The sequence below is a fragment of the Vibrio sp. 10N.261.52.C11 genome, from assembly GCF_041471405.1.
In the GTDB taxonomy this organism is placed as follows: domain Bacteria; phylum Pseudomonadota; class Gammaproteobacteria; order Enterobacterales; family Vibrionaceae; genus Vibrio; species Vibrio crassostreae_C.
The window spans coordinates 189,904-202,228 of sequence record NZ_JBFROI010000011.1 but is presented as its reverse complement, the minus strand read 5'-3'; the positions used below and the strand labels follow the sequence as shown (position 1 = coordinate 202,228).

The window sequence follows — 12,325 nt, the reverse complement described above, 5'->3', positions numbered from 1 at the left end:
TATTTTAATCTGTTGTTATTTTATTGAATTTTACGGTGTAGGTTGATTAGCTCTTCAATCAACTCACGAGCAAGCATTGCAGTCATAATGTGGTCTTGAGCGTGAACCATGATTAGGTTCACTGGCACTTTTCCTTCACCTTCATCCATTCCAATGAGCTCAGTTTGAACCTTGTGAGCACGCTTTGATGCCTCAGTAGATTGTGTTAGTAATGAGTCAACTTCTGCCCATTCACCTTTCTTTGCATTCTGTAGCGCTTGCATTGCTAGGCTTTTTGACTCGCCAGCATTGATGATCAATTCCATTACGGTTGATTCTAGTTCCATGTGGATATCCTCAATATTTTTGATGAATAGAGTGGTAGTACCCACTCTATTGAGTTGGATGAATGTTACGCGAAGCTTTGTTCACTAGATTTGTTATCTTGAGTAGAATTTGTGTCTTGAGGCTGCTCTTCTGCAAGCAACTGTTTTTCGTAAATTTTGAAGAATGGGTAGTAAACAACCAGATTTACACCAATTAGAATGAACACCAATACAGCATTGTTTAGCTGCCATCCAGCTCCCCAAGCTGCACCTATTGGTGCTGGTGCCGTCCAAGGAACCAGTGAAACCATTTTGCCAATCCAGTCCATACTCGTCGCGAAGTAAGCGATGATAGCGTTGATCATTGGAGCGCCGACAAATGGAATGAACATAATAGGGTTCATAACGATTGGTGAACCAAAGATTACAGGTTCATTGATGTTGAACATTGCAGGAACTACACCAAGACGACCGATTGTTTTAAGGTGAGCAGATTTACTTCTCAGGTAAAGTAGAACTAATGAGAATGTTGCACCAGAGCCGCCTAATACAATAAAGAACGACCAGAATGGTTCAATAAACACTTGAGGCAGTTCCATTCCTGCAGCAAGAGCTTCTTGGTTTACACCTAGGTTGTAAAGCCAGAAGGGTGCCATGATGCCAGAAACGATTGCTGAACCATGAATACCAGCAAACCATAGAGTATGTGCAACAAGTACAGCAAGTAAAATCGCCGGCAATGTGTCAGATGCTGATACCAATGGCTGGAATAGAGCCATAATTGCACCTGGAATTAGCATATCGAAATTGTTTTGAATTAGAAGGTTTAGTGGATAAATCGTAACTATCACGATCATTGTTGGGATCAGCAGGTTAAATGACTGACGAATTTTATCAGGCACCTGCTCCGGCATTTTAATGCCAATATTATGAACTTTTAAGAAACGAGTCAGTTCAGTAACAAAGATCGCAACAATGATTGCAGTAAAGATACCAGTGCCACCAAGGTACGTTGCAGACAGAGCACCATCTTTCATCGGTGCTGCTATCAAAAGAAATGACATCAATGAAAGCATTGCCGTTGGTAGGGCATCTAACTTGTAGCTATTTGCTAGGTTATACGCGATACAAGCAGAGATATAACATGACATAATCCCCATACTCATATTAAAAGGGGTCATGATTTCATCAAAATAGGTGGATGACATTGAAATCCACCATTGACCTAAGGCAAACGCGGTATCTTCCGAAAAAGGAGGAAAAGCAAACACAAGCAAGAAAGAACCCACGATCATGAAGGGCATTGCGCCAATGAAGCCGTCACGAATTGCACACACGTGCTTTTGAGTTGCCAGTCGGCCTGCTATCGGTGTTAAGGTGTTTTCTAGAAAATCGAATAATGCTTTCATCGTGATATCCCTCTTATTGATTTAGCATTGTGATTGCATCGTTAAGGATTTTTTCGCCTTTCATCATGCCGTAATCCATTTGATTCATTACAGAAATTGGTTTGTTAGCAGCATCAGCAATCTCTTTGAAATCATTGAGTTTGTATTTAATTTGTGGACCTAGTAAAACGCAATCGAAGTTTGGAAGGTTCGACTCGAATTCATCTAATCCCACAGCTTCAATATGCGCTTCAATCCCTTTCGCTGCCGCAGATTGCTTCATTTTGTTTACGACCATGCTAGTAGACATACCAGCAGCACAGCACAATAAAATGTTGATCATGATTTAGTTCCTTTTCTTATTAATTTATCACTTAATCTAGTAAGCGTTGTAGAGTACGAGAAAAATGTAACCGGTTACAGAAACCGGTTACAGAAACCGGTTACAGAAACCGGTTTCACTTGTGTGAGAAATGTCATAAAATATCGTTACTCAATGCTACAATTGATGACGGGCATCACATTAGGTAAGAAATCGGGTTCGAATTTAGGGGTTACTATGTTCTAGTAGACAGTAAGATAACTTTATTTTTTGATAATTGGTCCATATAAACAATAACTTATAATAATATCCAAACGTAACGTGGGTAAGTGATGAAAGGAATAGAATGAGTACCATTGTTGATGTCAGCAAACTTGCTGGAGTCTCCAAAGCAACAGTCTCGCGTGTGATCAACGGCACAGGTCAGGTTAAACAATCGACAAAAGATAGTGTCTTCGCCGCGATGGAACAGTTGGGTTACCGTCCAAACCGGACCGCTCAAGCTTTAGCGACAAATAAAACTGATACAGTGGCATTGGTACTGTCTAACTATGACAGTACTAGGTGGGGTGTACTATTACAGCAAATCTCAATTCAACTTCAATCAGAAGGCAAAACACTAACAGTAATCGATGGTAAGAATGACCCTCAACATGAATATGAAGTAATTAGACAACTAGAAGGGCAATTTGATGCCATTTTGCTTTATAGCCGAACCCTATCTGATGAGCATATACAAACGTTAGAATCACAACTGTCCGTGCCTTTTGTTGTGTTAAACCGTGCCTCTATGGCAGGGAATTACCATTCAGTATCCATTGATCAATCTAGTCTTATCGTGACCGCAATGGAACATTTGATTTCATGCGGTCATAAGAGCATCGCATGCATAACTGGTCCAATAGACAACCCAACAGGAAAAGCTCGTATCGAAGGTTATAAGCGAGCTTTAGAATCATCTAGATTGCCTTATAATCCATCTTTAGTGTTATCCGGTGATTACCATATAAGAAGTGGATATGATCTGTGTACCAACCTCTTGAAGTTAAATGTGAAGTTTACGGCGATTCTCGCATTTAACGATAATATGGCTTTAGGAGCGATTAAAGCTTTGTCAGAAGAAGGGGTTCACGTTCCAAGTCAAGTATCTGTTATTGGTATAGATAATGATCCTTTTGGTGAGTTTTCAACCCCAGAATTAACGACCATAGACTTACCGATTGAACTCATGGCACAGAATGCTGTTAAGTTAGCGCTAAAGCTACGTGATGAAGCTGTTCCATATGAACCGAAAATCTTAAATGGAAATTTAATAAGTCGAAATTCAGTGACCCCATTCCATGCGAATAAGTCTTGGTTAAGTTTCTAAAACCCTGAGGTGTGTGATTCATACAAAGCTCTCCTCGGAAAACAGCCCCAAAACGAACCATTAAAGATGGCTGACTCGTCAGTCCTTTTTCCATTGTTGTAGCAAACTTTGGGGCAAAAGTGTTTTAGCTTACCTGCCCCGTATTGAACAATATGAACGCGCAAATATAAGCGGTGAGATCGATAGCTTTACTCAGCGGTATTCCTGCACCATGGTTCGCATTGACATCAGTACGAATCATCACAGGCGCACCACCTTGATGCTTGTCTTGAAATTAACGATACAAAGATTTGGTCGACTCTCTCACAATTAAATCAATCGGAGGCAACCTTGCTTCATGTCGCTCGCCAGATAACAAGTTCAAGATCGACTGAGCACACACTTCACCAATCTCTTCAATTGGCTGCCTTAATGTTGTTAACGCGGGTGTGAAATACTTCGACGTTGGTAAGTCATCAAACCCAATCAATGACACATCTTCTGGCACTTTATAACCGTGATCGTGTAGCGCCTTAATCGCCCCGTAAGCGGTTTGGTCGTTAGCAGTAAACAAGGCGGAGAAGTGAACCCTAGATTCTAACTCTTGAATTCGTTTTTCTAATGCTTCGATATCAGTATCAGCAGCAAAAGAAGAGAGTGAAGCAAGCGATGCCGCCACTGCGACCGTTATTGGCAAAAGCTTAAATTTTTGCATTGTATTTCCCTATTATTTTTTTGAGTTTTCATCGAACAGGGAAATATTAAGCAATGAAAGAGTTGAAAAGTTGGTCGCTGTTCACACTGATAAATCAGCTTAAATGCCATGAAACTTTTAGAAAATCCATGACTAAAACTACTGACTTTAGATCAACAGGTTATAGTGAAAAATGCGTAAAATATCAGCTTGAAATCGCTTTCATTTCATCAGTAATGGTGGCGGCTATCACGGAAAAGGGTGTCGAAAAGCAAAGAGAACGAGGTGTGAACTTGATTGGTTTTCATATATATGAAAAGCCTCAAAATCTAAGGCAGATTGAAGTGACCCCGTAAAGTTGGACATTTCTGTTAAGCGGCTTTCAAGGCCTGAGTTCGATATTCTATCGGAGTCAGGCCTTTTAGTTTCACTTTTATACGTTTGGTATTGTAGTACTCGATGTATTCTTGAATTTGCTCTATCAGAGCATCTGCATCTTCAAAGCTTTGGTTGTGATACATCTCTGTTTTGAGTAAAGCAAAAAAGTTTTCAGCAACCGCATTATCCAAGCAGTTACCTTTTCTCGACATGCTTTGCGTTAACCCACTCTCCGCTACCTTTTTCTGATACTGTCGATGGCGATATTGCCAACCTTGATCGCTGTGTATAATTGGCTTTGAGTTGGGTTTCAGCTTTGATATAGCCTCCGTCAGCATATCCGTGACAAGCGGCAAGCAGGCATTTTTGGCCACTCTATAAGCAACCACCTCCTGAGTAAACAAGTCGACAACGGGAGATAAGTATACTTTCTGTTCTTTGACTTTGAACTCCGTGACATCAGTTACCCACTTTTCATCGGGTTGAGTCGTACTAAAATCTCTTTCAAGCACGTTGGGAGCTTCTTTTCCTGACTCTCCTCGGTATGAACGATACTTTTTAATCCTGACCGTCGATTTAAGGTTGAGCTGAGCCATAAGCCTTTGAACCGTTTTATGATTAAGCACGAACCCCTGATTTTTTAGTTCCAAGTGAATACGGCGGTAGCCGTATCGCCCCTTATGTTCATGATAAATTGACTTTATCAACCGCAGCTCACGTTCGTAGCTATTTGGGCGCTTGCTCGTTTGAGCCTGATAATAAAAGACACTTTTTGCCAGCTGTAGAGTGTGCAGTAAGTGCTTTAACGGGTACTTGCCTTTAAGAGTTAGAGCTATGACCGCTTTTTCTTTGTTCGACGGTTTTTTTCCTGCTCCAACTCTTCCAACTTTTTTAGAACGGCATTCTCGGTTCGTAAGTAGACCAACTCCTCTTTTAGCTCCTCAAGCGTCATTTCATTATCAGGCTTAGTGGTACGTTGAGGTTGCTGTTTCATTGAGGGTCTTCCTTTCTGGCGCATTTCGAGCCCCTTGATACCGAGCTCATTAAATCGTTTGAGCCAGACAGAGAGTATTCCAGGGGATGAGAGGTTTAATACAGCGCTAGTGTGCGTGAGAGACCATTCATTCGTCCACATTAAATTCAATGCTTTTCGTTTTGTTTGAGCAGTCGCGGCATGCTTAGTTGGTAAAAATGAATCAGTACCATGGATGGCAAAGACTTGAGCCCAATACCGTATCTGCCTTGAAGAAATTGAATATTGTTTTGCTAAGTAGAGAGATGACGTGCCATCTAAGTATTGCTTAGCAATGATACATTTTAGCTCTCGGCTATATTTGGACATAAAAAGACCCCCAATAATTGGTGTCCAACTATTGGGGGTCAGTTCAGATTTTGAGGCTTTTTGGTCTGAGTTAAATACCCAGTTATCTAAAATCAAGTATTCGCTAAAGTGAATCTAGGGACTCAATCCCCATATTGAACAAGGTAAATGCGTAGATATCTGCAGTGAAATCGATCGCTTTACTCAATGGCATTCCAGCACCATGCCCTGCATTTACGTCAATACGAATCATCACGGGCGCACTACCTTCATGCTTATCTTGCAGCTCTGAGATGAACTTATAAGAGTGAGCCGGTACTACGCGGTCATCGTGATCAGCGGTCGTCACCAATGTTGCTGGATAATCCGTGCCACGCACCACATTATGAACCGGAGAATAGCCAAGCAGATATTCGAACATCTCTCTGTTCTGCGCGGATGTGCCATAGTCGTACGCCCACCCTTCGCCAGACGTGAATGTGTGGTAACGCAACATGTCCAACACCCCAACAGCAGGCAGAGCCACTTGGAACAGCTCAGGCTTTTGTGTCATACAAGCTCCTACCAGCAAGCCTCCGTTAGAACCGCCGCGAATCGCCAACTTATCGCTACTGGTGTAGTTTTCTTCAATTAAGAACTCGGCAGCAGCAATGAAGTCGTCAAAGACATTCTGCTTTTTCTGCTGAGTTCCCGCTTTGTGCCACGCCTTACCATACTCACCACCGCCACGCAGGTTCGGCACTGCATACACACCACCCAGTTCCAGCCAACTACCCACCGTTCCCGAGAAGGAAGGGGTTAGGCTAACGTTAAAGCCACTATAGGCGTACAACATGGTTGGATTATTACCATCTAACACTAATCCCTTCTTATAAGAGATAAGCATCGGAACCTTGGTGCCATCCTTCGAGGTATAGAAGACTTGTTTAGACTCAAATTGATCCGACTCAAACGGAGACTCAGAGCGTTGGTAGATTTCAGAGCTTCCAGATTCAACATCAAAAGAGAAAATCGTTGGCGGCGTTACATAGTTGGTAAAGGTGTAATGAAGCTGGGTTTGCTCGTTTTTTCCACCTAAGCCGCTGGCCGTTCCGAGACCAGGTAAGTGGATTTCACGAACCAGATTGCCTTGGTAATCCAGCTGCTCAATCTTAGACACCACATCGACCATGTAATGAGCAAACAAGTAACCACCGCCCGTGCTGATATCTAACGGCTGTGGCTTTTCAGGAATGATATCGAGCCACTGTTGACTGCGAGTATCAAAGCTCACCACCTTGCCATTAGGCGTATCGAGATTGGTGTATAAAATGAAGGTCTCATCTTGGTTATCGATGAGGTACGTATCGCTATCCACATGATCAATCAGCGTGTTCAGCGATTGTTCTGGTGAATTTAAATCGATATAGAACAGCCTGTTACCCGATGTCGACTCTCGACCTAGAATGATCAAGTAACGGTCGTCTTCGGTGGTGTAACCCGACACATAGCGGTGCTGCTCGGCATTATTCTCACCAAAAACCACTTTGTCGCTAGCTTGTTCTGTACCCAACTCATGGAAGTAAAGTTTGTGCTGTTCGGTACGTGCAGAAAGCTGGCTACCGTCTGGCTTATCGTAACTAGAGTAATAAAAGCCACGATTACCCAACCAAGAAATGCCGGTAAATTTAGCGTCTGTGATTTCGGCTTCAAGCTGCTGTTTAGTCTCGGTATCAATCACAAAGATCTTACGCCAGTCGCTACCACCCTCTGAAATACTGTACGCCACTAGGCTGTAATCTTTAGAAAACGACACCGAACCCAGTGATGTAGTGCCATCTTCCGAGAAGGTATTCGGATCTAGGAAAATTTCTTCTTGTTGCCCTTCTTTCTGACGATAGAGAATACTGTGATTCTGCAAGCCATCGTTCTTGTAGAAGTAGGTGTAATCTCCTCGTACAAACGGCTGCGAGCTCTTTTTGTAGTCTTGCGCTTTTGCTAATCGCTCTCGCAGTTCTGCGCGATACGGAATTTGAGCAAGGTAACTGAACGTGACTTCATTTTGGCTCGCCACCCACTGCGCGGTTTCGTCGCTTCTGTCGTCTTCTAACCAGCGATAAGGGTCTTCAACTATGTGATCAAAATAGTCATCGCTGACGATCTGTTTGTTGGTGACTGGATATTGATACTCTTTTAAATAGCTCATCGTGATCCTTATTAAAAATAATGTGAAATCGTCAGGTAACGTGTTCTGATGTGTTCAATCAATAACTTAATCTTGTTCGGTGGCTGGCGCGTAAAGGGGTACACCGCATAAATACCGAGCTTCTTGCCGACTAAATCAGGGAAGATGTCCACCAGCTGACCATTGCGAATATCGTGATACACCAGACAACGTGGCACGTACGCAACACCATGACCGCCCAACGCCGCCTTTCTTAATGCCGTCGCGTTATCGGTAGAAAAAGATCCAGAGACGCGCACTATGTATTTATCATTATCAGTAAAGCCATCTTTACTATGCAGAAATTGCCACTCACTGGCACCCGTTGTTTGATAAGCGTATTGCAGACAATTGTGCTCAACCAAATCCTTGGGCTGCATCGGCTTACCATTCTTGGCGATATAAGACGGCGAGGCACATACCACCCATTGTGAATCCAATATATGACGGGCAATTAAGCTGGAGTCTTCCAAGTAACCGGTTCGAATCACTAAGTCGAGGCCATCATCAACCAGATCCACAAAGCGATTGTTAAGAGACATATCGACCGTTAAACCTGGGTGCATATTACAAAACTCGGCAACAGCATCTGCCAGAATCAAATCTCCGGAGATAGTAGGCACTGACATTTTGATATGACCACTAACATTTTCACCAAAGCCTGAAACTGCGTCCATAGCCTCTTGAGCCGCCTGCTTCACATTTTTGGCTCCGTGTAACATTGCCTTACCCGCCTCGGTAAGCGTCAATTTACGCGTGGTTCGATATAATAGCTGCACGCCAATCTCTTCTTCCAAACGCGCAATTCTCTTACTAACTACCGAATTTGTAAGGTTATTTTGCTCTGCTACCTTACTAAAACTGCCCAGCTCTACTACCTGTGAAAACAGGATCAAATCGTCTGCTCGCATTTGATTATGCCAATTTTGGAATTAATTATTTTCATTATTTCCCTATATCAATAAAAAATAAAGGGGTAAATTCACGCCAAATTAACAAAACAATTACAAAAACAGCTTTTGCAATCACATCGGTTACAAATAAAGCGACTCTAATTACAACAATTGAATCCTCGAGATTCAGATTACACCTACAAAACTAATGACGTGTTATTCACTTCAAACATGAACGTTTGAAAACAAGTACGAGGAAGTACCCATGAGTGAAACTCTACTAGCATTATTGGCCTTTTCGCCAATAGTTGTTGCAGCGATTCTGCTGGTTGGCCTTAACTGGCCTGCAAAAAAAGCGATGCCAGTGGCATTTGCATTAACCGTTGCTATCGCCCTATTCGCATGGGATATGTCTAGCACTCGCGTGCTGGCTTCAGTATTCCAAGGCTTCAGCATTACCGTGTCGGTTCTCTGGATTGTGTTTGGCGCCATCTTCTTATTAAACACTTTGAAACACACCGGAGCTATCACCACCATCCGCAACGGCTTTACTGACATATCAGCAGACCGTCGTGTGCAAGCGATCATCATCGCTTGGTGTTTTGGTTCATTCATTGAAGGTGCATCCGGCTTCGGCACACCGGCAGCCATCGCTGCACCACTATTGGTTGCTATCGGCTTCCCAGCATTAGCTGCGGTACTGATGGGCATGATGATTCAATCTACGCCGGTATCGTTCGGCGCGGTTGGTACACCTATCATCGTTGGTGTGAACAAAGGTTTAGATACGCACAACATCGGTGAAAGCCTAATTGCCAATGGTTCAACATGGGATGCTTACCTACAACAGATTACATCAAGTGTTGCAATCATCCACGCCTGCGTTGGTGTGATGATTCCTGTATTGATGGCGATGATGCTGACTCGCTTCTTCGGTAAGAACAAAAGCTGGACTGAAGGTCTTGATATCCTGCCGTTCGCACTGTTCGCAGGTGCTGCTTTCACTATTCCTTACGCACTAACAGGTGTTTTCCTCGGTGCTGAGTTCCCATCGCTGATTGGTGGTTTGGTTGGCCTTGCTATTGTTGTAACAGCAGCAAAACGCGGCTTCCTAGTACCTAAATCAAAATGGGACTTTGAAAGCGAAGACAAGTGGCCAGCAGAATGGCTAGGTTCTTTGAAAATCGATCTAGATGACACTCATTCAAACAGTAAGCAAGGTCATAAGAAAATGAGTATGGCGATGGCATGGGCACCTTACGTGCTGCTCGCTGTCACTCTCGTTGCTAGCCGTGTGAGCCCTGAGTTCAAAGGCCTACTTAAGAGCGTTAGCCTTTCTTTCAGCAACATCCTTGGCGAGACAGGCGTAAGCACAGCGATTCAGCCTCTGTATCTACCTGGCGGTATCTTGGTCTTCGTCGCACTGGTTGCTGTTCTAATGCAATCTCGTAGTGCAACTCCACTATCCAAAGCGTTTGGGGAATCAAGCAAGACTCTGATTGGCGCAGGCTTTGTACTGGTGTTCACCATCCCAATGGTACGTATCTTCATTAACTCTGGTGTGAACGGCGCTGATTTAGCAAGTATGCCAGTAACCACTGCAAACTTTGCAGCTGACCTAGTCGGCGGCGCATTCCCAGCGTTAAGTGCCACGGTGGGTGCGTTAGGTGCCTTCATTGCAGGTTCGAACACCGTTTCAAACATGATGTTCAGCCAGTTCCAATTCGAAGTAGCACAAACTCTGTCTATCTCTAGTGCAGTGGTTGTTGCTCTACAAGCGGTGGGTGCAGCAGCAGGTAACATGATTGCGATTCACAACGTGGTAGCCGCATCGGCGACCGTAGGCTTGCTAGGACGCGAAGGCGCAACACTACGTAAGACAATCATCCCAACATTCTACTACTTGGTGATGACAGGAATCATCGGCCTAGTGGTTATCTACGGCTTCAAAATGACAGACGCACTTATGTAAACCATAAGTCGTTACAAAAGCACTTGGCGTTAATACTCAATTCCCCGACTGCAACACCGTCTAATAAGACAGTTGATGAGTTTCGGAATGGATACTAAAACACATCAACACCCCGGGTATTAACGCCATTCTATTGCTTAACTGTTTCACTGTTTATTTGCTTCACAGGTTAATTGCTTCATAGATTAATTGCTTCACTGGTTATTTTATTTATCGATGAGTTGCTTCACCGATTAAGAAACAACAAACGCTTACTTTTCAAGAATTAAAGCAGCCCAAGCCAAGCTCTCAGAGAAGGGCAACATCCCAAGAATTTAGGACTGAAATTATGATCATATCCGCATCGACTGATTACCGCGCCGCAGCAAAAGCGAAATTACCACCGTTTCTTTTCCACTACATTGACGGCGGTTCTTACGGAGAACATACCCTACGCCGCAACACGGCCGATCTTGCAGAGATCGCACTCAAGCAGCGTGTACTTAATGACATGTCGGACCTAAATTTGGAAACCGAATTGTTTGGCGAAAAGCTAGCGATGCCGATTGCATTAGCTCCTGTTGGTTTAACAGGTATGTACGCACGACGTGGTGAAGTACAAGCAGCAAAAGCCGCCGACAACAAAGGCATCCCTTTTACCATGTCGACCGTATCGGTATGCCCGATCGAAGAAGTCGCGCCTAAGATTGAGCGCCCAATGTGGTTCCAACTTTACGTGCTAAAAGACCGTGGCTTCATGAAGAACGTATTGGAACGTGCCAAAGCGGCAGGCGTAACAACGCTGGTATTTACGGTAGACATGCCAGTACCTGGCGCTCGCTACCGTGATATGCACTCAGGAATGAGCGGTCCAAATGCAGCAATACGTCGTGTATTCCAATCTATGCGTCATCCTAGCTGGGCAGTTGATGTTGGCCTTTTGGGTAAACCACACGATCTTGGCAACATTTCTACTTATCGCGGTTCTCCAACCAAACTGGAAGACTACATCGGTTGGTTGGGTGACAACTTCGACCCGTCGATTTCATGGAAAGACCTAGAGTGGATCCGTGACTTCTGGGACGGCCCGATGGTCATCAAAGGCATTCTTGATGAAGAAGATGCAAAAGACGCCGTGAGATTTGGCGCAGACGGTATCGTAGTTTCAAACCACGGCGGCCGTCAGCTGGATGGTGTTCTATCGAGTGCTAAAGCACTGCCTACAATTGCAGACGCAGTAAAAGGCGACACTAAGATTCTGGTCGACTCAGGCATTCGTACTGGCTTAGATGTAGTTCGCATGATGGCGATGGGCGCAGACTGCACCTTACTTGGTCGCTCTTTCGTCTACGCGTTAGCAGCGCAGGGACAAGCAGGTGTTGAGAACCTACTCGACCTTTACGACAAAGAGATGCGCGTTGCGATGACTCTAACTGGCGCCAAGACAATCAAAGACTTAACTCGTGATTCTCTGGTGGGGCTAGATTAAACCTCAACGATTTAGATTCGGATTCGGATTCGG

The 12,325-nt window shown here is 44.0% G+C and carries 12 protein-coding genes; 4 read left to right on the top strand and 8 right to left on the bottom strand.

The genetic code is table 11. The features are described 5' to 3' along the window. Window positions 1-20: 20 nt before the first annotated feature. The 3 genes from AB4323_RS04475 to AB4323_RS04465 all read right to left on the bottom strand — a co-directional run bounded on the left by AB4323_RS04475 (window position 21) and on the right by AB4323_RS04465 (window position 2,036). Window positions 21-326 (bottom strand): PTS lactose/cellobiose transporter subunit IIA, encoded by a 306-nt coding sequence (locus AB4323_RS04475; RefSeq protein WP_102332273.1) that lies wholly within the window; start codon window positions 324-326, stop codon window positions 21-23. Between the two features lie 65 nt (window positions 327-391). Continuing rightward, window positions 392-1,714: a PTS sugar transporter subunit IIC gene (locus AB4323_RS04470; protein ID WP_102332274.1), complete on the bottom strand. Its 1,323-nt coding sequence runs from the start codon at window positions 1,712-1,714 to the stop codon at window positions 392-394. 13 nt (window positions 1,715-1,727) lie between these two features. Next, on the bottom strand, window positions 1,728-2,036 hold the full coding sequence (locus AB4323_RS04465; RefSeq protein ID WP_102332275.1) for a PTS sugar transporter subunit IIB: 309 nt from the start codon (window positions 2,034-2,036) through the stop codon (window positions 1,728-1,730). A gap of 325 nt (window positions 2,037-2,361) precedes the next feature. Between AB4323_RS04465 and AB4323_RS04460 the strand changes: the two genes are divergently transcribed. Continuing rightward, a complete protein-coding gene (locus AB4323_RS04460) occupies window positions 2,362-3,384 on the top strand; it encodes a LacI family DNA-binding transcriptional regulator (RefSeq protein ID WP_102332276.1) in 1,023 nt (340 codons plus the stop codon). A 274-nt stretch (window positions 3,385-3,658) separates the two neighbouring features. On the opposite strand, the gene AB4323_RS04455 is transcribed toward AB4323_RS04460, so the two are convergent. Next, the gene (locus tag AB4323_RS04455; RefSeq protein ID WP_102428151.1) at window positions 3,659-4,078 is read right to left on the bottom strand and encodes a substrate-binding domain-containing protein; all 420 of its coding nucleotides are present in this window, start codon (window positions 4,076-4,078) and stop codon (window positions 3,659-3,661) included. 53 nt (window positions 4,079-4,131) lie between these two features. Between AB4323_RS04455 and AB4323_RS04450 the strand changes: the two genes are divergently transcribed. After that, window positions 4,132-4,413, top strand: a complete 282-nt coding sequence (locus tag AB4323_RS04450; RefSeq protein ID WP_372151730.1) for a hypothetical protein — start codon at window positions 4,132-4,134, stop codon at window positions 4,411-4,413. Window positions 4,414-4,428: 15 nt separating this feature from the next. Here the strand turns inward: AB4323_RS04450 and AB4323_RS04445 are convergent, their stop codons facing one another. The 4 genes from AB4323_RS04445 to AB4323_RS04430 all read right to left on the bottom strand — a co-directional run bounded on the left by AB4323_RS04445 (window position 4,429) and on the right by AB4323_RS04430 (window position 8,870). Further along, window positions 4,429-5,271: an IS3 family transposase gene (locus tag AB4323_RS04445; RefSeq protein ID WP_372151797.1), complete on the bottom strand. Its 843-nt coding sequence runs from the start codon at window positions 5,269-5,271 to the stop codon at window positions 4,429-4,431. Then, a complete protein-coding gene (locus AB4323_RS04440) occupies window positions 5,268-5,777 on the bottom strand; it encodes a helix-turn-helix domain-containing protein (protein ID WP_372009875.1) in 510 nt (169 codons plus the stop codon). Before AB4323_RS04440 ends, AB4323_RS04445 begins: the two co-directional genes overlap by 4 nt. Window positions 5,778-5,880: 103 nt before the next feature. Next, window positions 5,881-7,941, bottom strand: a complete 2,061-nt coding sequence (locus tag AB4323_RS04435; protein ID WP_372151728.1) for a prolyl oligopeptidase family protein — start codon at window positions 7,939-7,941, stop codon at window positions 5,881-5,883. 11 nt (window positions 7,942-7,952) lie between these two features. Then, a complete protein-coding gene (locus AB4323_RS04430) occupies window positions 7,953-8,870 on the bottom strand; it encodes a LysR family transcriptional regulator (RefSeq protein ID WP_017081288.1) in 918 nt (305 codons plus the stop codon). 247 nt (window positions 8,871-9,117) lie between these two features. On the opposite strand from AB4323_RS04430, the gene AB4323_RS04425 reads away from it, so the two are divergent. Together AB4323_RS04425 and lldD are read left to right on the top strand one after the other, a co-directional pair. Continuing rightward, complete coding sequence (locus AB4323_RS04425) at window positions 9,118-10,824, top strand: L-lactate permease (protein WP_372151726.1); 1,707 nt, start codon at window positions 9,118-9,120, stop codon at window positions 10,822-10,824. Window positions 10,825-11,152: 328 nt separating this feature from the next. Continuing rightward, window positions 11,153-12,292, top strand: coding sequence for an FMN-dependent L-lactate dehydrogenase LldD (gene lldD / locus AB4323_RS04420; RefSeq protein ID WP_372151724.1), 1,140 nt, complete (start codon window positions 11,153-11,155; stop codon window positions 12,290-12,292). Window positions 12,293-12,325: the final 33 nt, after the last annotated feature.